Origin of the sequence: Accumulibacter sp., assembly GCF_031732815.1 — a bacterium.
Lineage (GTDB): Bacteria > Pseudomonadota > Gammaproteobacteria > Burkholderiales > Rhodocyclaceae > Accumulibacter.
The window spans coordinates 1-20259 of record NZ_JAVMKF010000220.1 but is presented as its reverse complement, the minus strand read 5'-3'; the positions used below and the strand labels follow the sequence as shown (position 1 = coordinate 20259).

Sequence of the window (20259 nt, the reverse complement as noted above, 5' to 3'; positions counted from 1 at the left end):
GGTAGTGCGAGAGGACGACGTACTTGATCGGCAGCTCGCTCACCTTTCTGATTTCCGCGATCAGCTTCTGCGCCATGACCGGCGTCGCCAGCGCATCGCAGATCAGGACTGCTTTTTCGCCGATGACGACACCGGTGTTCGGGTCGCCTTCAGCGGTGTAGGCCCAGCAGTGCGCGGAAAGCTGCGTGAAGCGGGTTTCTTTGACCTCGGTGTCGGCGACCGATGCGAACTGCCTGCTCATGCGTCGTGCTCCTTGAAAGTCCTCCCGCCGGCGCGCGTGCGGCTGGCGGCTTGACCGGTTCTCAACCCCTCCCGCCAGGCGGGGTCGAAGCGCTCGCTGGCGAGCATACCCTATTTCTGCAACGGATAGGCAGCCCGTTCGATCGGCACCGGCTGATCCGTGCGGACGAAGCCGCTGTTCTCCTTCGATACGCGACGGAACCTCCTGTGCGCAATCAGATTTTCGCCAACGCCCGGAAGCGCTCGCGCCATGCGTTCCGCCGGCATCGACGCGTCCTGCCGCTGGGCGTAGCTGGCATGCCGTGGAACATGGCGCGCGCCGGCGGCCTGCAGCGGCATCGCGCTGTCTGGCCTGGCGCTCGCGTTCCTTTTCCTGCCAGGCTTTCTGAATCGGTGAAAAGAGGTACTCGAGGACGCTCCTGCGACCCAGGTGTATCTCGGCGCTTGCCTGCATGCCGGGGGCAAGTTCCAGGCGCTCGCCGTCGGTTTCGAGCTGCGTCTGCTGCAGGCCGACCAGGGCCTTGTAGCGCAAGCCGTTGGCGCGCGCGCTATCGCCCGGTGCGCTGCCGGCGGCCGCGGCGGGAGGCTTGCCGGCATCGGCGCCGACGTGCTCCAGCTCGCCGTCGAGCATGCCGTATGTCTGGAAGGGGTAGGCAGCGAGCTTGATCCGCACGGGCTGACCCCTGCGGACGAAGTCGATGTCTTCGTTCGACACCCAGACTTCGGCGCGCGGGATGTCGTCCTTCGGAACCAGCGTCAGCAGTACGGTTCCTTGCTGGACGACCGTTCCGCGGGTGTGCGTCGCCAGATCCTTGGCGACGCCTGCCTGCGGTGCGCGCAGTTCGTGCAAGGCCTTGCGGTGAGTGTGTTTGGCGACTTCCTGCGCCAGGCGGTCGAGCGCGGCCTGCGTCTCGTTGCGCTCGGCGCGCAGCGCACGACGAGCGTCGGAGTCGATCTGCGCCAGCCTCTTTTCGGACTGCGCGATGCCGGCGCGCGCCGACTCGATCAGGTGGCCCTGGGTGATCAGTTCCTGCTCCTTCTCGATGCGTTCCCGCCGCTTCTCCGAGCCCATCAGCGCGCCGGCGAAACCGTCGGGGACGAGTTTCTGGTAGGCCATCTCCTGTTCGCGATAGTGCGGCAGGACGGCTGCCAGGTGCGTTCGGACCTGTTCCGCGGCGGCGAGGTCACGCCGCGCCCGGTCCAGCCGCGCGCGCTCCTCGTCCAGCGCTGCTTCGACTGCCCGGAGGTTTGCCTGGTACCGGGCGGCAATTTCCTGCCCTAGCGCCGGCGGGTCGTCGGCCTGGATGCGGAAGGGTGAGCCGCCGAGTTCGGCGTCGATCCGGCGCAGCGTCAGACGCTTGCGCTCGTAGTCTGCCTGTACGGCGCGGCTGTCGGCCTCGTTGAGCAGGGCGTTCGTGCGCATCAGCAACTCGCCGGCGGCGACCGCACGCCCTTCGCCGACCAGAATCTCCTCAACGATTCCTGCCTCGGCGGGCTGTACGATCTTGAGGTAGGTGCTCGGGACCCGCTTGCCCTCCGCCACGGCGACGATGTCGAGCTGACCGAAGGTCGCCCAGGCGATCAGCGCGGCGAGAAAGGCGAGCAAGGTCCACAGCACGCGTCGTCCGAGCGGTGCCGGTGGGCTGTGCTGCAAGCGCAGCAGCGCCGGCGCGAAGTCGGATACCGGCGGTTCGCTCGTCAGGCTTTCGCCATCGAGGCCGCCAGCTTGCGCCAGGCTGCGCCGAGGGGTTGAATCAACCTAAAAACCGCAGTCAGCCGACGCCATTCGCATAATTCCCCAGCAACCGATGCGTTGGTGGCCCCTCGATGCCAGCGAGGATGCGCTTGAGGTGATCACAGACACGATGCCAGACGGATGGGTCGGGCAACTGCTCCGCAGTTTGAAGCAGGCCAACTGACCCATTGGTGTCGCTGCACTTGCCGTCTCCCAACGCACCTGAACCTTGCCCGCCATCGTCTGCACGCCAGCACACGACAAAAGCATTTCTTTGGGCGTCTTCAGCTTCCGTTTCGCCTCACCCATCTGGTGACCTCTTTCATCCGACAAAAAGCCACACATTGCCTGAGGTTCAGCCGGTCTGCACGCTGGTAACTGCGGTTTTTAGGATGATACAAGCTGTACGCGCGAAGCGGCAGCAGTGCAGCACGCGCGGGAACGCACCTTGTGCAGCGCTCCCGCCCGGCGCGCAGCATGACGATGCCCGGCTTACGGGCGCGGCAGGGCAGCCCACAGCAGGCCGAGATACTCGTGCAGGGCATAGTAGCTGTTCAGGTTTGCGCTCGCCTGCGGCAGGAAATCGAAGGCGTCGATCGGCTTCTGGCGCCGACTGCGGAACTCGGTCGGCGCGGGAACGACGCTCAATCCGGCCGCTTCGAACAGGCGGCGCGCGCGCGGCATGTGGAAGGCGTGGGTAACCAGGACGACGCGCCCGATGCCGGCCGCCTTGAGTATTGCGGCCGTCATCTGCGCATTGTCGGCGGTGTCGGTGGATTCGCTCTCCTGCCAGCGAATTGCGAGACCAAACTCCTTTTCGGCGATATCGGCCAGCACTTCGGCCTCGCTTAGCCTGGCCGCCGGGCCGCGGCCACCCGAGACGAGTACCGGCAGGCCGCTCTGGCGGGCGAGCGCAACGCCGTAGCGCAGACGCGTCAGACTCCGTTCATTCGCCGTGTCGCCGCCGTATTCCGGCGCATCGAGCTTGAGGCCGCCGCCCAGGACGACGATCGCGCCGGCGCCGTCGGCCGCGGTGAACAGCGGGCCGGCGTTCTCTTCCAGCGGCGCGATCAGCGTTCGGGCGACGATCGGCACGCTTTGTGCAAGAAGCAGCGCCGCGCCGGCCAGCGCCAGTGCAAAGGCGCGGCGCCGGTGGCGGAAGACGAAGGCCAGGAAGAGCAGGAGCAGACCGTTGGCCGGCGGCAGCAGGAGCGTGCCGAGAATGTTCTTGATCAGGAAGGTCATGAGCGGGAGGAGGGCGATGCGCGGCGCTGCGCGTTAGTGTCAGGCAAGGGTCGTTGGCGGTCAACGAAGGTCGGCGCCAGGCAGCGCGCCAGCCCGCGGGCGGGAAGCAGCTTGCCGCACATGCCACAGGCGCGAGGCAGATCGTGCGCGACCAGCGCGCAGCGGGCAGGTGGCGCCGCGCCATCCCTGGGTCGGCGGCCGCGGCGCTCGAACGGAAAGCCGGGTGGACTCGGGAAACGCTCAGTCAGCCGGTTGGCGCGCCGCGGCGGTCGACAGGATGGCGATCAGTTCGTCGCGCTGGAACGGTTTGCCGATGTAGCTGTCCATGCCCGCCGCGAGGCAGGCTTCGCGGTCTCCCGGCATGACGTTCGCCGTCATGGCGACGATCCAGGTGTGTCTCGCCGTTCCACTCTCGGCGGCACGAATTCGCACGGTGGCTTCCAGGCCGTCCATCTTCGGCATCTGAACGTCCATCAAAACGATGTCGAAGGTGTCGCCAAGCGCCATATTCACCGCTTCAGATCCGTCGTTGGCGACCGTCACGCGATGGCCAAGGCTTTCCAGCAGGGCGACCGCGACCATCTGATTGACCATGTTGTCCTCGGCCAGAAGAACGCTCAGCGTTTGCTCGTTGGCGCGCGGCGTGGCTGCATCAAGTGTCGCGGCCAGTTCCTGCTCGCCTTGCAGCGCGGCGGCGAGTTCGTGTGGGTCGAGCGGCTTGACGATGCAGGCGTCGGCGAGATGGTCGAGATCGAGCGGGCGCGGCGTCGGCGAACCGACGCGGATCAGGGCAATCCGCTGTGGCTGCCGGCAGCTCGCCGCCGGCAGGCGGGCGAACAGGTGCTGCCTGTCCTCGTCGACGACGGATTCGTCGGCAACGATCAGTCGGAAAGCACCCGCCTCGGCAGTGAGCAGCCCCAGCGCGGCGCTGGCGCTGTCGGCTTCGCTGCAGCGCACGCCCCAGCGGCTCAGCGCTTGCACGGTGGCCGCGCGTGCTCTGGCATGAGGGTCGACGACCAGGCAGCGGCAGCCGGCCCAGCCGGGCGGGGTCGGATCATTGATCGCCGGTCTTTCCGGCTGGCGCAGGCGGACGCTGAAGTGGAATGTGCTACCGACTCCGGGTGTGCTTTCGACGCTGATCTGGCCGCCCATCATGGCGACCAGACGCAAGCTGATCGCCAGGCCGAGGCCGGTGCCACCGTAGCGCCGGCTGACCGAGCCGTCCTCCTGGACAAAAGCTTCGAAAATGGCCTTCTGCTTTTCGGCCGAAATCCCGATGCCCGTGTCGCTCACCGTGCAGTGCACGAGCACGGCGTCGCCATCGGCCTCGCTCGTCAGGTTCAGCGCAACCTCTCCCGCCTTGGTGAATTTGACCGCGTTGCCGAGCAGATTGAGGAGAACCTGGCGCAGGCGCCCGGGGTCGCCGAGCGCGCGCAGCGGAACCTCGGGCGATACCTGACAGAGCATTTCGAGTCCGCCGCCGTGCGCGGCGTAGGCCACCGCGCGTGCGGCTTCGAAGGCGACGTTCCAGAGGTCGAACTCGATCTCCTCCAGGCTCAGCTTCCCGGCCTCGATCTTCGAGAAGTCGAGAATGTCGTTGATGACGCTCAGCAGGGATTCGGCAGAAGACTTGATCAGGCGGGCAAAGCGTCGCTGTTCAAGGTCGAGCCGGGTATCCAGGAGGAGGCCAGCGAGACCAAGGATGCCGTTCATCGGCGTGCGTATTTCGTGGCTCATGTTGGCCAGGAAGCCCGACTTGGCGCGATTCGCCGCCTCGGCGGCATCGCGCGCCTGGAGGACTGCGCGCTCCCAGTTCTTGCGTTCGGTGATGTCGCTCAGCACGCCCGAGGCACCGATGATCTGCCCATCGGTGTCGCGCTCGGCGCGCGCACCGATTTCGACGCTGCGGATGTGACCGTCGCTCGCCTGCAAGGAGAACTCGCCACGCGGATTGTCGACGGTGCCGCTCATCGTCGCGGCGAACAGGTCGACGGCGCGCGCACGATCTTCCGGCGCGATGTATTCGGCGGCATAGTGGCCCAGGCTTTCCTCGACGCGGTGGCCGGAGACCTCGCACCAGGCCGCATTGAGGAAGTTCAGGCGGCCGCTGCGCTCGACCCGGAAGACCACTTCCTTCAAGTTGTTCAGAACCCGGCGATACTTTTCTTCGCTGAGCGCGAGGTCGTCCTGGATCTGCTTGCGTTCGGTAATGTCGGTTCGAATCGCGACGTATTGGTAGGGGCTGCCGTCTTCGCGCAGGAAGGGGACGATGGTCACCGCGCTCCAGTAGTAGCCGTGGCTCTTCGTACGGTTCTTCACTTCGCCGCGCCAGACCCGACCGGTGGCTATCGTTTCCCACAACGCGCGATAGAATTCGTCGGAATGCTCGTCCGAGCGGACCAGCGCATGCGTCCGGCCCAGCAGTTCTTCGCGCTGGTAGCCGCTGATGTGGCAGAACTTGTCGTTGGCGTAAGTGATGCGGCCGGCCGTGTCGGTTGCACTGACGATCGCGTGCTCGTCGAGCGCCGCTTTCTGCCGTTCAAGATCGGCCAGCGCGCTGCGCAGTTCGTTTTCGGCGCGCTCGCGTTGGCGGACGAGGTTGGCGAGCAGGTCCGACATGCGCTCGAGTCCTGTGTCTTCCTCGCTGATCGCTTCCCGACCGAGTGTTCCGAGCAGGCTGTTGGCGGTCTTGCGCAAGGAGGCGATGGCGCGCGTCCGGCTGCTCAACTCTTCGCGCAGCTTGTCGTTCGCGCGATTCAGTTCGCTCGAACTCAACTCGAGACTGCGCGTGCGCAAGTCGAGATCGCGGTCGCTTTGCACATAGGCGGCGTCGATCCGGGCGATCAGGTCGCCCAGACCGGACAGCGCCTGCCCGGTGTGCGCGTCGACCTGCGCGGCGAGTTTGCCGAATTCGGCGAGCAAGGCGTGCAGCGCATCCTCGTCTGCAACACCAAGCGCGCGTCGCAACTGGCGCAGCAAGAGTCGGTGCATGGCGGTCCGGATCAGCCTTCCGCCAGGCGGAAGACGGTCATCGTCTGATTGTGCAGCTCGCAGGCGACGCCTGGCGTGAAGGGGCTGATCTCGCCATACGAGTAGAAGCCGGTCACCGTCTCGCCGCTGGCGAGGTGCGCGGTAACCGCTTCGATCTCTTCCTCGACGCGCTCGCCCATGACCAGCTTGCGGCCGACGCAGGATACGAGCAGCGTCAGGCCGGGCAGCGGCGCCGGCCGATCGGCGAGCGGTGCACCGGCCGACTTGGTGACCGATTCGTCGGCGCTCGCGGCTGCCCGCTCGGCGCCGTCGACCAGGCGATCGGTATTCGCGTGCATGAGTTGCAGATAGCCGCCAGGCTCGAGGTCGCCGGCCAGGATCAGGCTGCCGCTCGCTTCGTCGAGGCCGAGAATCGTCCGGATCAGGCCAAGCTCGCGGCGTCCTTCGTCGACCATGGCGAAGGGAAAAAGCAATCCCGAAGCGGGCAGATCCCGCGCGTACTCGCCCAGGTAGCTGCGGTAAACCGACAAGGCCGGCTCGCCGTCGAGTTCGTGCAGCACGTTGGCCGAGCAGCGGGTGACGCGCCGCGACGGTCCGAAGGGCTCCCAGCCGCCGAACGAACCGTGGCCGAAAACCAGATGATCGCCGTAGAACCCGACGGCGACGATCGCATGCTGCGAGACGCCGTCCGGGGCCAGCGTGAAGGTGCGCTGGAAGGCGCCGCCATCGCCCGCCAGGCCGCCGGCCAAGGGCGTTGCCGGGCCGAGGACATTGATCAGCCCTTTGAGCAGCGCGCTACCGTTGATTCCGACGCCGGGGGCAAGGACGATTCCGGTGCGCAGTCCGGGCGCGCTCAGTTCCTGCGCCAGTCGCTCGCCGGCCGAAAAGGAATCATCCATGCCGTCCAGCACAGTGCTGGCAACGCGCAAGCGTGTGTGCGCGAAACGCACCAGGGTGATCACGCAAGTCCCGTCCGAGACACCGCCCTGCGTGATCTCGCCAGCCGTCGAGCAGCCGATGCGGACGGCGGTCGGAAATCGCGCGGCGAGCGATTCGGCGAAGCCGGCGTGCTCAAAGAACCGTACGCCAGCGAAGACCAGCGCCAGATCGGCGGCGAACGAACCGGCGGCAGCCAGTCCACGGTCGACCCCGGAGGGGTTGGATAGATGCAACTGATGGATCTCCAATGTGTGCTCCCTGTCAAGATCGAGGCTGCGCCGACATCTTTGGCTCTTCGCTGCCATTCGCTCCAACGGCAGAAAGGGCGTTGAACTTGAGGCGGTACGGCACGCCGCAGACGGTGTCCGCCAGATGGCGCCGCTTGCTCTCCGGCAACGCCGAGCAGGCAGGGCGGATGCTGACACGGCGCTCACCGCGGCGCCTCTTCGATGGCTGCCAGCTCGGTTGTCGCCAGTTCGTTCTTGACAAAGACGATCAGCTCGCGGATGCCGCTTGGCACGGTACGCGTCGCCGTCATCGCGTAGAGCGGCCAGCGCGGCGTGTTCTCGTCGGCGAGCAGGCGGACCAGGCTGCCTCTGTTCGTGCTGTGCACGGCGAGGTGCCGAGGCAACAGTGCGACGCCGAGTCCGCGTTCGGCTAGGGTACGCAGCAGGCCGACGCTGTTGGCCGACAGCCCGCTCGGGCCGGGCGCAGCGGGCCAGCGCTGGTCGCCGACTGACCACGCCATCGGACCGTTCGCCGTCTGCAGGTTGAGGCACTCGATCTGCGCGAGCTGGCTCGCCTGCCTGATCGGCGGGTGGCCTGCGATGAACGTCGGCGAGGCATAGATGCCGCTCGCGATGCTGCCTATCCTGCGGGCGACGACACGATCATCGAGCGTCCTGCCGATGCGGAAAACGAGGTCTACCGGATCGCGCAGCAGGTCGGCGGCGTTCGACGAGAGGTCGAAGTCGATGCCGAGACCGGGTCGCTGGGCAGCGTAGGAAGCAATGATCGGGCCAAGGACTTCGACTCCGAGGTCGACCGGCATCGAGATGCGCATGCGGGCAGGCCTTTCCTTGCTCCTATCAAGCGTCGCCCGGGCGCGCTCGGCGGCTGCCAGCACCTCGAGGCAGGCCGTGAAATAGGGTTTGGCGAGCGGTGTCAAGCTGACGCTGCGCGTCGTGCGCTGCAACAGACGCACACCGAGCCGCTGCTCCATGGCGCCGATCCGGCGCGACAGCGTCGACGGAGGCAGTTCCAGCCGGGCAGCGGCGCGCGCGAAGCTCTGCGCGTTCGCCACTTCGACAAAGAGAGCAATGTCGTCCAGTTCGAAGCGCGTTTCGTGCATGGGTGGAATGCTCAGTTTCATCGATCGAGCTTGGATTGTAGGCGCCGATCAGTATGATTTCCATGTCGGCGCCGCCTCTTGTTGCGCCGGGTCAATGTCCTGCGGAGGTCGAAATGCCGAGTCCTGAAGACTACCTCAGTGCCCTGAAAGCACTTGCGCCGCGCGCTGGCTTGCCGGCGCGCATGAGCGCGAACATCCCACAGGAGCAACTGGATCAGTTTCCACCCGACTGGGGGGTGATCGAGCAACTGGCGGCGTATGCTTTCGCGCTGCCCGAGGTCGTCGAGCGTCCGACGCAGATTGCCCCCGATGGTTCGCGCGCACTCCACCTGGCGGACGGCGTGCCGGCCAATCGCGAGGCCTTTCTGGTTGGGCGCGAGTTCGCCCATATCCACAACCCGCCGATCGGCAGCATGCACGCGATGCTGCCAGAACCCTTTCGCGGCCTGGCCATCGACCAGGGGTGGGTGGTTCGCCACCCGTTTGCCATACGCGGCAGCGGGCCGCAGGGGGCGGTGTTCATCTACGCGCCGCGCGACGCGGGCGAGCTGGAATGGGCCAAGCTGCTGCTGGCGATTGCGCACGCCTGGGCCTGCGGCCGGCTCTCCGCGAACTAGCGGGAAAGGCGGGTGAGCATGAGCGAGCACAAGACAATCAGCATCATCGGCGCCTCTGCCGGCGTCGGCCTGCTGTGCAGCCAGCTTGCGCTGCAGCGCGGGCATCGGGTAACGACGCTCTCGCGTTCGGTCGACCGCCTGCCCGAACACGCGAAGCTGCGCGTGTTGCGGGGAAGCGCGACCGATCTGGCCGATCTCCGGCGAGCGAGCGAGGGTGCCGACGCGCTCCTCGTTACCCTGGGGACCGGCATGGACCGCAAGCCGACACAGCTCTACACCGACTTCGGCCGCGCTTTGCTGCAATTGCAGCCCGCTCTCGGGCAGATTCCGGTGATCGTGCTGACCGGCTTCGGTGCAGGCGACAGCGCGGGCTATCAGGGACCACTCGCGCGCCTGCTCTTTCGTCTCTTCCTGCACGCCGTCTACGCCAACAAGAGTGCGCTGGAGGCGATGATCGAGGGCAGTTCCTTGAACTGGATGCTGGTGCGCCCGGGCTTGCTCACCAACGGCGACGCGCCGCGGCCGGCGCGTGTGCAGGTGGACTACCGACGAGGAATGAAGGTGGGCAGCGTCAGCCGCCTGGCGGTGGCGCGCTTCATGGTCGAGCAAGCCGAACAGCCGGGCTTTCTGCAGCGCAAGCCGGCGCTGTCGGCGCGCTGAGGGCTGATTCGAAAACGATCGGCCGCCGGCCAGGAAAGGCGGTGTGGAGGGCAGCTTGTACCTTCTGCTGTTGCTGGGAAGCGCACTTCGCCCATTCAGGTGAACGGGCAAGGCTCAAGATCCGGCGTTTCTTTCCGTAGTAGACGAAGTCAGGCTCTGACGCGAGGGCGTGCGGCATCCGCGCGGGAAGCGCGCTGGGCAGGTCGTCGTGCGGCTTTCTTTTTCTAGCTCCGCTCCGTTCGACGACGATGATGAAAACGCTCCGTTCCCAGACACTCTCCATGCAGATCGCCGTGCTCTCGGGCGTGGTCATTGCTGCCGTTTCCGGTCTGCTGGCCCTGGCCGTGCACTGGCGGATGTCCGATCACGCTTTGGAGAGTGCCAACGAAGGTCTGGCACGCCAGGCCGAGATCGTTCGGGTGATGCTTGACCTCGCCTACGACAACGAGCATGCCCGCGCCGAGCGCTCGATCGAGCATCTGAGCAAGCTGTTTGCCGGCGCAGCCAGCCTCAGCCAGGAGTCAGAGAACAGCGTTCCCACCTTGCGCCTGGCGGACGAGGTGCTGAATGGCGATTGCGTACGCTGCCGCGAGTTCTATACCTTGACCGGTGTCGACAGCGCCGTGCTGGCGCGCCGGGGCGACGATTTCGTTTATGTTGCGGCGCAGCTCGGCGGCAAGCCGAATCCAGGTCCGATCGGCAAGCCGCTGCTCAAGGTGGCCCGCGTGGACGTGCGGCAGAGGCTGCTGGCGGGCGAGCGCGCAATCGATCTGGCCTTGCGCGACGGCAAGTACGCGATGGTCGCCTACGCACCGCTGAAGGATGGCGCGGGTCAGGTCGTTGGCGCTCTGGCGACGCGTACGACGCTCGACAACGCCGGTCTGAAAGCCTTGCGCGAGCAACTGGCGAGGATCAAGGTGGCACGGACCGGCTACGTTCTCGGCCTGGTCGCCGAACCCGGCTCGGAAGCGACACGTTTCGTTCTCCATCCCGTGCACGAAGGGAAGCTCGACAGCGAACTCTCAGAGGCGGCGCAGGCGGTGCTGCGCCAAGCGCTGAAGCTGAAGGAAGGACGGATGTCGTACGTCTGGCCGACCGGCGACGGGACGCTGGAGGAAAAGGTGATGGTGGTCATTCACTCCACCAAGTGGGATTGGGTCCTCGGTGCGACGGGGCCGCGCGAGGAATTCGTCGCCGACGCCAACGATCTGCGCGATATCCTGGTGGTTCTGCTCCTCGCTGGCGGTATTTTTACGCTGCTTGCTGTGTTCTTCGCCGTCCGCACGCGCACAGCGCCGATGGCGCAGGTGCTCGCCGGCCTGCGCGAAGCCGAGCTCGGCAACATGGCGATTCGCCTGCCGGAGGGCGAGGCGGCCAGCCGCAACGAAATCGACGTTCTCGCGCGTACGGTGAACGCAACGCTCGCCTCGACCGCGCATCTGATCCGCTCGATCGGTGATTCGGCCGCCAAGGTCACGGTCGGCGCCGGTGCGCTGGAGTCCTCCGCCGGTTCACTCGCCGAGGCGTCGGAGCAGCAGAATCAGGCGGCTGTGACGATGGCCAACGCTGTCGAACATCTGTCGAGCAGCATTGATCAAGTGGCGGAGAACGCACGCACTTCAGCGCGCATCGTCGAGGAAGCGCGCGCCATCTCGGAAAACGGTCGGCAGGAAGTCGGCGTAACGATCGAGGGCATCGCAGCGCTGGCTGCCCGTTTGAACGATAGCGCTGCCCAACTGGTCGAGCTGGGCGACAAGTCCGGCGAGATCGCCGGCATCGTCGACGTGATCAAGAGCATCGCCGACCAGACCAACCTGTTGGCGCTCAACGCGGCGATCGAAGCGGCGCGCGCCGGCGAGCAGGGCCGTGGCTTCGCCGTCGTCGCCGACGAGGTGCGCAAGCTAGCCGAGCGCACCAGCCAGGCGACGCAGGAGATTGCCGGCCGGATCGGTGCGATCGTGCACGATACGGCCAGCGCCTCAAGCGACATGCAGGCGCTGCGCGGGCAGATGGGTGACGGGATGCAGCGCCTGCAAGGCGTCGGCGAGTTGCTGCAGGCGGTCGCCGCAGGGAATCGGAAGGCCACGTCGGTCGCGCAGGAAATTGCCGCGGCGACCGGCGCGCAGACAAAGGTCAGCGGCGAGTTTTCCCGTCAGGTCGAGGCCATCTCGCAGATGAGCGGCAGCAACACGGCCATCGCGCAGAGCAATCGCCACGAGGCGCAGACCATGCTTGCCCTGGCGGATGCCCTGCACCAGCAGGTCCGGCGCTTCCAGACCTGACGGCAGAGGTGAAAGGCTAGCGCGGCGCTGCCCGCTGGCGGCGACGACCGGCGAGTGCGCGCATCGTGCGCTGTTTGCAACAATGTTGCATTTGGCGGGGACTTGTGCTCCAATCCGCGCCCATGACTTCCTTGTCGATGCTCGCCCAGATCCTGCTCGCCTGCCTGCTTGGCGGCGTGCTCAGCCTGGTGGCGGCAGCGCTTGTCCTGTTCGGCTTGCCGCGGCGCTGGCTCACTTATGCCGTCAGCTTTTCGATCGGTGTCCTGCTCGCCACCGCCATGCTCCACCTGCTGCCCGAGGCGCTCGAGCTGGGGCTGACGCCGCATGAGGTCTTTCCCGTTCTGCTCGGCGGCATCCTCGGTTTCTTTGCGCTCGAGAAATTCGCCATCTGGCGTCATGCGCACGGCAACGATAGCCACGCTGGCACGCAGGCCTGCGAAGACCATACGCACGATCATCATCACCTGCACGGCGGCGAGGCGGTCGGCATCCTGGTCGGCGACGGCTTCCACAATCTCACCGATGGCCTGTTGATTGCCGCTGCCTTTCTGGCCGACCCGGCACTCGGCTGGGCGGCGACGCTGGCCGTGGTGGCGCACGAAGTGCCGCAGGAGGCGGGCGACTTCGCGATCCTGCTGGCTGCCGGCTGGCAGCGCGGACGAGCGTTGTTCTGGAACGGGGTGTCCAGCCTGGCCTCGCTGCTCGGCGGTATCGTCGGCTTTCTGGCGCTCGAGGCAGCGCAGACCTGGGTGCCGTACATTATTACGCTGGCCGCGGCCAGCTTTGTCTATGTTGCGATTGCCGACCTGATGCCGCGCCTGAAGCGCGAGCAGCAGGGCATCTTCTGGCATGGCCTGCTGCTCGCGGCCGGGATCGGGGTGATGCTGCTGGGCGGCGGGCATGCGCATTGATCCCCGGAGACGCACGATGAAACACGCCCTGACCATCGCCCTTCTGTTGCCGGCGCTGCCTGCCTTCGCCCAGCACGTGCATGGCGAAGGTCGTCTCGATGTGGTCATCGAGCGCGAGAGCCTTACGCTGCATCTGGAACTGCCGCTTGATGTCGCCGTCGGCTTCGAGCGAGCGCCGCGTAACGCGGCCGAGAAGGCGGCTCTGGCCAGCGCTGGCCGGGTACTCGAGGCGCCGCCCTTCGCGCCGAGCGCGGCCGCTCGCTGCCTGCTGCATAGCAAGCAAGTCAGTCTGCCTTTCGCGGACGGCAAGGCACCGGCTGGTGAGCACGCCGACATCGTGGCCAGCTACGTTTTCCGCTGCGCCGATGCAGGCGCACTGAAAAGCATCGAGACGACGCTCTTCACGGACTTCAAGCGCCTCTACCGCCTGGCCAGCCGGCGCGTCGGGCCGAGCGGGCAGGGTGCGATGCGCTTGACGCCGAACCGGCCGGCGCTGACCTGGTAGCTGCGCCGGCATGTCGGCCGACGCGCTGGTCATCCGCGATCTGGTCTATCGCTGGCCGCGCCAGCGTGCCGCCTGTCTGGATATTCCCGCGCTGACGGTGGCGGCCGGCGAGCGTGTCTTCCTGCACGGGCCTTCGGGTTCGGGCAAGAGCAGCCTGCTCGGTGTGCTCGGCGGCGTCGCGCTGCCCGAGCGCGGCAGCGTGACCCTGTTCGGCGAAGTGGTCACGGCCTTCGGCGGTCGTGCGCGCGACGCTTTCCGTGCCGACCACATCGGCTTCATCTTCCAGCAGTTCAACCTGCTGCCCTGGCTTTCGGCGTGTGACAATGTGCTGCTGCCGTGCACCTTCTCGGCCTGCCGCAAACGGCGCGCCGGCGATCCACCGGCCGAGGCGGCGCGTCTGCTGAGCGCGCTCGATCTGGCGCGCGAACTCTGGCCCAAGCCGGCCGGCGAACTCTCTGTCGGCCAGCAGCAACGTGTCGCCGCGGCACGGGCACTGATCGGCCGGCCCGAGCTGCTCATCGCCGACGAGCCCACCTCGGCGCTCGATGCGCCGCGCCAGCAAAGTTTCATCGACCTGCTGCTGCGTGAGGCGGGGGCGACCGGGGCGACGCTGGTCTTCGTCAGCCACGACGTGCGCCTCGCCGCGCACTTCGACCGCGTCCTCGCACTCGCTGAAATCAATCGCGCGGCGGACGGTGCAGCGGCATGAAGGCGATTCTCGTGCTCGCCCTGCGCAGCGCCTGGGCGCGACGCCTGACGCTTGGTATCACACTCGTCGCCATCGCGCTCGCCGCTGCGCTGCTGCTCGCCGTCGAACGTGTGCGCCAGGATGCGCGCACAAGCTTCACCCAGTCGATTTCCGGCGTCGATCTGGTGGTTGGCGCGCGCACTGGAAGCGTCCAGTTGATCCTCTACACGGTCTTCCACTCAGGCACGGCGACGAACAACATCCGCTGGGAAAGCTATCAGGCGATCGCGCGGAATCCGGCAGTTGCCTGGGCCGTGCCGCTGGTGCTGGGCGATTCGCATCGCGGCTTTCCGGTCATCGGGACGAGCCGGGCGTATTTTGAACGCGTTCGCCACGCTGATCGCCAGCCGCTCGTCTTCGCCGCTGGCCGTCCCTTCGCCGGCAGCGCTGAGGCGGTCTTCGAGGCGGTCATCGGCAGCGAGGTTGCACGGCAACTCGGCCATCGCATCGGCGATCGTCTGCTCATCGCGCACGGCAGCAGCGAACTCGGGCCGGAGCACGCGGACAAGCCCTTTGTCGTCGTCGGCGTGCTCGCCGCCAGCGGTACGCCGGCCGACCGGGCAGTGCATGTCAGCCTGCAGGCGATGACCGCCATCCATCTCGACTGGGCCGGCGGCGCGCCGCTGCCTGGTGTACAGATCCCGGCCGAGTGGGTGCGCAAGTTCGATCTGCAGCCCAAGGAGATCACCGCTGCACTGATCGGCCTGCACAACCGCGCGGGCGTGTTCGGCGTGCAGCGCCAGATCAACGGCTTTGCCGGTGAAGCGCTGCTCGCGGTCCTGCCGGGCGTGGCGCTCGACGAACTCTGGCAGACGCTGGTCATCGTCGAGCAGATCCTGTTCGCCCTCAGCGCGCTCGTCGTTCTCGTCGGCCTGGCCGGCCTGGCAGCGACGATGCTCGCCAGCCTGGAGCAGCGGCGGCGCGAGCTGGCGATCCTGCGCGCGCTGGGTGCCGGACCGCGCGAGATCTTTTTCATGCTCCTGGTCGAGGGGCTGCTGGTCACGACGCTCGGTGTGCTCGCCGGCTGCGCGCTGCTCGCCGCCGCCGTGCTGGCGGCGGCGCCGCTGGTGCAGGCGCACTTTGGCGTTCTGCTCGCTGCGCGCCCGCCGGCGACGAACGAAGTCGTCCTGCTCGCCTCGATTCTGCTCACCGGCCTGTTTGCCAGCCTGGTTCCCGGCTGGCGCGCTTGGCGCATGTCGCTCGCCGACGGTCTGACGCCGCGTCAGTGAGTCGCGCTGAACGACTGCCGCGCGCTGGCGCTGGTTGGCGCTAGGAGCTGCCCGGAGGTTTGCCGGCGGCCTCGTGCAGGGCGGCCTCGATCCAGCCGAAGTCGAAGTCGTCGGCGTGGCTGCGCAGGACCTGGCCGAGTTGAGCATCGCGCTCGCCGACTTGCCTGATCAGGGCGTTGATGCGCCCGGTGTCGAGCCGCAGCAAGGCGTCGGCCAATTCGCTGCGCAAGGCTTCGGGCAGCGTCGCCAGCGCCGCGGGGCTGGGCGGCGTGATCGTCGCAGCCATCGGCACCGCCTGCCAGCGCAGGAAGCGCGCGCCGAGCAGACGTTCCAGGCAGGCGAAGATCTCGTCCGGTCGGAACGGCCTGTGCAGCACCTCGTCGATGCCCGCGGCGAGCATCTGTGCGCGCTGCCCGGCGAGCGGCGAACTCGCCAGGGCGACGATCTTCAACTGCGCGCCGCCGGGCAAGGCACGGATGCGCCGGATGCTTGACCGACCGTCATGCAGCGGCTGCGCACGGTCCAGGCAGATCAGATGTGGTCGCCATTGCCGACAACGTTCAAGCGTTTCGGCGCCGTGCGTCGTCGTGTGGACCTGGAAGCCGGCTTCCTGCAGCAGGCGACCGAGCGACAGGTCGGTCTCCGGCTGTTCGGCAGAGATCAGGATTCTCCATTCGGGCTGCTCCGGTGCCAGCCCGAGCACCTGGCTGGCGGCTTCGGGTGTGTCGGTCACCTCGGACCGGTCCGCGATGGCGACCGGCAGTTCGATCGCGAAGCAACTGCCTTGCCCGGGCTGGCTGACGACACCGATCTGCCCGCCCATCAGTTCGACCAGCTTGCGGGTGATCGCCAGCCCCAGCCCGGTTCCTTGCTGGCTGGAGCTGGCGCCAGCCTGTACGAAAGCGTCGAAGACCAGCGCCTGATCGTCGGCCGCGATGCCGGTGCCGGTGTCCGCGACCTCGATCCGCAAGCGGCTTCCGACGGGGTCGGGGCTGGCGCTCAGGCGCAGGGTGACGCTGCCTTGACCGGTGTACTTGATGGCGTTGTCGAGCAGCTTGGCGAGTGTCTGGCGCAAGCGGGTTTCGGCGCTCCGGATGTAGCGCGGCACGTCGGGCGAGCGCTGCAGGTGGAACTGCAGCCCTTTCGCGCTGGCGACCTGGCTGTGCGTCGCGACCAGGCTGTCGATCATTGCCGTCAGATCGAAGGGCGCCATGGTCAACTGCACACGTCCGGCCTCGATTCGCGAAATGTCGAGAATGTCGTTGATCAGGCGCAAGAGCTGTGCGCCGCTGCGGTGGATGACTTCGATCTGCCCGCGCTGGTCGCCGCTTAGGCCGGTGTTGCGACGCAGCAGATCGGCAAAGCCGAGGATGGCGTTGAGCGGCGTGCGCAGCTCGTGGCTGACGCTGGACAGGAATGCGCTCTTCGCACGGTTGGCGGTCTCGGCGGCTTCCTTCTCGTGCAAGGCGAGTTCCATGCGCTTGCGCTCGCTGACGTCGACGGCGACGGCGAGTAACTCCTGGGTGTCGTCAGCGCTTTCCACCAGGCTGAAATAGATCTCGAAATGGATTCCCCCGATGAGTGCGCTGGTCGAGCGCCGCTTGCCCTGCAGCGCCTGGCGGACGCTTGTGCACAGGTCGGGGTAAGCCTGGTAGAGCGCGAAGATCGACTGGCCGACGACCTCACCCGGGGACAGGTTCAGAGCGGCCAGACCCTTGCCCTCGCTCATCGTGCAGGTTCCATTGCGGTCGATCTGGTGGATGACCACCGGGGCGTTGCCGATCACCGAGCGATAACGCGCGTCGCGTGCGAGCAGTTCGTCGATGCGCGCGCGCGCCGTCGCTTCCTGCGTCTGGTGCGACTCGCGCAGCGCGTCTTCGGTCTGCTTGATGTCGCGAAAGATGAGCTGAAAGGGATGCTTGAAGCCGGTCACCAGAACTGCGCGGTAGATCAGGTAGAAAGCGGCCAGCTTGGCGAAGTGACCAACCATGTTGGTCGGCCCATAGACGCTGACGTAAGCGGTTAAGCAGACCTCGGAAACGATGGTGCACGCGAGCGAGCAGGAAATCAGCCAGAAAACACTGTCGTTGAAATGGCTGCGTGCGCGCTGGAGCAAGTACATCGCGACGAGCAGCAGCGCGGTGATCAAATATTCGCTGCCGATCTTGAAATCGGTCAGCCCTTTCCCTTCGAGATAGCAATCCGGGAAGATGCCGGCAAGGATCGTCGCGAGCAGTGCGGCGACGGCAAGCATATAGCCGGCCAGGACGCCGCAGTCGCTGAGTCGGCGTCCGATGCACAGCGGTGCGACGACCAGGGTAATGGCCTGCAGGTAGCGCGCTGCGATCCACAACTGTGTCGGCAGGTTGGCGCCAGCGTTGGGGATTACGCTCATCCCCTTGAAGGTCAGCGTATGCAGCAGATCGATCACGGCGATTGCGCCGTAGCCGATGCCGAGCAGGCGCAGGTAGCCGTTGGTCAGATACTGGCGCGAGTTCCAGGTCAGGATGAACAGCGTGCCGGCGATCGAGATGGTGGCGAGTTCGACCAGCGCATGGAAGAGCAGATAGCTGAACAGGCTGCTGGCGAAAAGCGCGCCGCTGACGCCGGCCAGCATCGCCAGGTAGGCCAGCCCGGAGAGCACTGTCGATCGCGCGCCGTCGGTCAGGGTGAGTGCATCCCCGAGGTCTCGGTGCACAAGTCGATCCAGAGCGTTCATCGCTCAGGTGTCGCTTGCCTCGCTGCGCGCGAGATCGTCCAGCGCCCGCTCGATCGCCAGGTAATCGAAGGCGCTGGCATGGCGGTAGAAGGCTTCGCCGAGGGTTGCGTTGCGCTCTGCTACCTGTCCGATCAGGCTGCCGATGCGCTCGGCGTCGAGCGCCAGCAGGGCGTCGGCGAGGTCGCGGCGCAGCCGCGTGGGCAGTGTGGTCGGGCCCGCGCGGCGCGCCTGGGAGGGCGCCACGGCGTGCTCCGCTGGCTCGCTTGGCCGGTGCACGAAGCGAGCGCCGAGGAGGTGCTCCAGACAGGCAAAGATTTGCTGCGGACGAAACGGCTTGTGGATGACATCGTCCATGCCGGCGGCGATCAGCGCGCTGCGTTGATCGGCAAAAACCGAGGCGGTCAGCGCGACAATCCGGGTCTCCCCACCACCGGCGAGCGCCCGGATGCGCCGCGTTGCCTCCAGCCCGTCCATCACCGGCATGCGCCAGTCCATCCAGATGAAATGCGGTCGCCATTGCTGGTAACATTGGATTCCCTCGGCGCCGTTCGCGGCTGCGCGCACCTGGAAACCGGCATCCTCCAGCAGGCGAGTCAGCAGCAGGCTGTTTTCCGCCTGATCCTCGACGACCAGAATTCGCCACTCGGGTTGCTCGGGGGCCAGGCGGAGCACTTCGCCAGTAGCCGCCGGCGCGTCGGCCAGCTCGCTTTCGTCGAGTTCGCCGGGAAACTCGACCGGCAGCTCGAAGCAGAAGCGGCTCCCCTGGCCAGGTTGACTGCTCAGCATGATCCGCCCGCCCATCAGTTCGACCAACTGGCGCGTGATGGCCAGCCCCAGCCCCGTCCCTTTCTGCGCGTCGCTCGGACCGGCCTGGACAAAAGGTTCGAAGATCCGCGCCTGATCTTCCGGCGCGATTCCCGGGCCAGTATCTTCGACCTCGATCCGCAGGCGCGGCTGGTCCGACTCGGTCCGAGCGTCCAAGCGCAGCGTCACGCTGCCGGTCTGCGTGTACTTGACGGCGTTGCCGAGCAGGTTGACCAGGATCTGTCGCAGCCTCGTTTCGTCGCCGCGGATATGCTGGGCAACGCTTGCCGAGCGCTCCAGGCGCAACTCCAGGCCTTTCTCCCGGGCGCGTTGCCGCATCATGCTGACCAGGTCGTCGACCATCGTGCCGACATCGAAGTGTGCCATCTGCAACTGGATTCGCCCAGCCTCGATCTTCGCCATGTCGAGCACGTCGTTGACCAGTCCCAGCAGGTGCGTGCCGCTGCGGTTGACGATGTCCAGGTGCTCGCGGTCGCGGCCGCTCAGAACGGCATCACGCTGCATCAGCGCGGTAAAGCCGAGGATGGCGTTCAACGGCGTGCGCAATTCGTGACTCATGTTGGCCAGGAAAACCGATTTCGCCCGGTTGGCCGATTCTGCGGCGTTCTTGGCGTTCTCCAGTTCGCGCGTTCGGTTGATCACCGTCTGTTCGAGATTGGCGTTGATCTGGCGGATCTCAGCCTCCTTGCTCCGCACCTGGTGATGCTGGATTCCCGCCTCGGCGAGGAACTCGCAGAACTTGATGAAATAATCCATCATGCGGTCAATATTTTCGCGGTTGGTGACCTGGCAATGCCTGATCGCGGCGAGAAACTCGCTTTCCGGGAAGCCGAAGCGTGCGCCGTACTCCCGATAGAAATCCATGTCGGGCGGCGCATAGAAAAACTGGCCCAGCCAGAACGTGGCCACGTGCTCGCCGTCGATCACGATCTGCGCCCCGACATGTTCCAGACCGTGGTCGCAGGTGTTGCAGGTATGCACGTTGGGCGTCAGCAAGCTGACGATGCGCGCATCGCTGCGCCGACAGATGGCTTCCGACTCGGGATTGACACGGAAGAAGCGCGTGCAGCAATCTTCCCAGCCTTCCGTTACCAGCCATTCGCCATCGGCGTCCGAAATCGCGTGGGGAATCCGGAACGCCTGGTAGAACGCGGCCATCAGCTGACGCAGCTTGTTCAGGTCGGTCAGTTCACGAAAAAGGGGCATAATCAGACTCCGTTGGTGCGACACCGTGAGGGAAGCGGTGAGGGAACGCCGGTCAG

General features: G+C 66.5%; 14 protein-coding genes. 7 read left to right on the top strand and 7 right to left on the bottom strand.

Annotated elements, in window-relative coordinates; genetic code table 11:
- From RKP46_RS13910 to RKP46_RS13890, 5 genes are all read right to left on the bottom strand, one after another.
- Positions 1-1894, bottom strand: a 1894-nt coding sequence (locus RKP46_RS13910; RefSeq protein WP_311107183.1) for an HlyD family type I secretion periplasmic adaptor subunit, incomplete at its 3' end; no start/stop codon positions are given.
- A 573-nt stretch (positions 1895-2467) separates the two neighbouring features.
- Complete coding sequence (locus tag RKP46_RS13905) at positions 2468-3220, bottom strand: YdcF family protein (RefSeq protein ID WP_311107182.1); 753 nt, start codon at positions 3218-3220, stop codon at positions 2468-2470.
- Positions 3221-3460: 240 nt separating this feature from the next.
- Entirely contained in the window at positions 3461-6211 is a 2751-nt protein-coding gene (locus RKP46_RS13900) for a PAS domain S-box protein (RefSeq protein WP_311107181.1), read from the bottom strand.
- An 11-nt stretch (positions 6212-6222) separates the two neighbouring features.
- Complete coding sequence (locus tag RKP46_RS13895; protein ID WP_311107180.1) at positions 6223-7383, bottom strand: FIST N-terminal domain-containing protein; 1161 nt, start codon at positions 7381-7383, stop codon at positions 6223-6225.
- Positions 7384-7580: 197 nt separating this feature from the next.
- Positions 7581-8522 carry a LysR family transcriptional regulator gene (locus tag RKP46_RS13890; RefSeq protein WP_311107179.1) on the bottom strand — a complete coding sequence of 314 codons (942 nt, stop codon included), beginning with the start codon at positions 8520-8522 and terminating at the stop codon, positions 7581-7583.
- Positions 8523-8614: 92 nt separating this feature from the next.
- Between RKP46_RS13890 and RKP46_RS13885 the strand changes: the two genes are divergently transcribed.
- The 7 genes from RKP46_RS13885 (at position 8615) to RKP46_RS13855 (ending at position 15453) form a co-directional block, all read left to right on the top strand.
- On the top strand, positions 8615-9118 hold the full coding sequence (locus RKP46_RS13885; protein WP_311107178.1) for a luciferase family protein: 504 nt from the start codon (positions 8615-8617) through the stop codon (positions 9116-9118).
- Positions 9119-9136: 18 nt separating this feature from the next.
- The gene (locus RKP46_RS13880) at positions 9137-9778 is read left to right on the top strand and encodes an NAD(P)H-binding protein (protein WP_311107177.1); all 642 of its coding nucleotides are present in this window, start codon (positions 9137-9139) and stop codon (positions 9776-9778) included.
- A 248-nt stretch (positions 9779-10026) separates the two neighbouring features.
- Complete coding sequence (locus RKP46_RS13875; RefSeq protein WP_311107176.1) at positions 10027-12060, top strand: methyl-accepting chemotaxis protein; 2034 nt, start codon at positions 10027-10029, stop codon at positions 12058-12060.
- Positions 12061-12182: 122 nt separating this feature from the next.
- Positions 12183-12971 (top strand): ZIP family metal transporter, encoded by a 789-nt coding sequence (locus RKP46_RS13870; protein WP_311107175.1) that lies wholly within the window; start codon positions 12183-12185, stop codon positions 12969-12971.
- Between the two features lie 16 nt (positions 12972-12987).
- Positions 12988-13476, top strand: coding sequence for a DUF2796 domain-containing protein (locus tag RKP46_RS13865; protein ID WP_311107174.1), 489 nt, complete (start codon positions 12988-12990; stop codon positions 13474-13476).
- A gap of 10 nt (positions 13477-13486) precedes the next feature.
- Positions 13487-14185, top strand: coding sequence for an ABC transporter ATP-binding protein (locus tag RKP46_RS13860; RefSeq protein ID WP_311107173.1), 699 nt, complete (start codon positions 13487-13489; stop codon positions 14183-14185).
- Positions 14182-15453 (top strand): ABC transporter permease, encoded by a 1272-nt coding sequence (locus RKP46_RS13855; protein WP_311107172.1) that lies wholly within the window; start codon positions 14182-14184, stop codon positions 15451-15453. Before RKP46_RS13860 ends, RKP46_RS13855 begins: the two co-directional genes overlap by 4 nt.
- Before the next feature lie 40 nt (positions 15454-15493).
- On the opposite strand, the gene RKP46_RS13850 is transcribed toward RKP46_RS13855, so the two are convergent.
- Together RKP46_RS13850 and RKP46_RS13845 are read right to left on the bottom strand one after the other, a co-directional pair.
- Entirely contained in the window at positions 15494-18151 is a 2658-nt protein-coding gene (locus RKP46_RS13850) for an MASE3 domain-containing protein (protein WP_311107171.1), read from the bottom strand.
- A gap of 24 nt (positions 18152-18175) precedes the next feature.
- Complete coding sequence (locus RKP46_RS13845) at positions 18176-20203, bottom strand: ATP-binding protein (RefSeq protein ID WP_311107170.1); 2028 nt, start codon at positions 20201-20203, stop codon at positions 18176-18178.
- Positions 20204-20259 lie beyond the last annotated feature (56 nt).

Coding starts and splice junctions, on each gene's coding strand:
- RKP46_RS13880 (WP_311107177.1), top strand. CDS start 9,137: ATGAGCGAGCACAAGACAATCAGCATCATCGGCGCCTCTGCCGGCGTC.
- RKP46_RS13875 (WP_311107176.1), top strand. CDS start 10,027: ATGATGAAAACGCTCCGTTCCCAGACACTCTCCATGCAGATCGCCGTG.
- RKP46_RS13845 (WP_311107170.1), bottom strand. CDS start 20,203: ATGCCCCTTTTTCGTGAACTGACCGACCTGAACAAGCTGCGTCAGCTG.
- RKP46_RS13870 (WP_311107175.1), top strand. CDS start 12,183: ATGACTTCCTTGTCGATGCTCGCCCAGATCCTGCTCGCCTGCCTGCTT.
- RKP46_RS13860 (WP_311107173.1), top strand. CDS start 13,487: ATGTCGGCCGACGCGCTGGTCATCCGCGATCTGGTCTATCGCTGGCCG.
- RKP46_RS13905 (WP_311107182.1), bottom strand. CDS start 3,220: ATGACCTTCCTGATCAAGAACATTCTCGGCACGCTCCTGCTGCCGCCG.
- RKP46_RS13900 (WP_311107181.1), bottom strand. CDS start 6,211: ATGCACCGACTCTTGCTGCGCCAGTTGCGACGCGCGCTTGGTGTTGCA.
- RKP46_RS13890 (WP_311107179.1), bottom strand. CDS start 8,522: ATGAAACTGAGCATTCCACCCATGCACGAAACGCGCTTCGAACTGGAC.
- RKP46_RS13865 (WP_311107174.1), top strand. CDS start 12,988: ATGAAACACGCCCTGACCATCGCCCTTCTGTTGCCGGCGCTGCCTGCC.
- RKP46_RS13855 (WP_311107172.1), top strand. CDS start 14,182: ATGAAGGCGATTCTCGTGCTCGCCCTGCGCAGCGCCTGGGCGCGACGC.
- RKP46_RS13885 (WP_311107178.1), top strand. CDS start 8,615: ATGCCGAGTCCTGAAGACTACCTCAGTGCCCTGAAAGCACTTGCGCCG.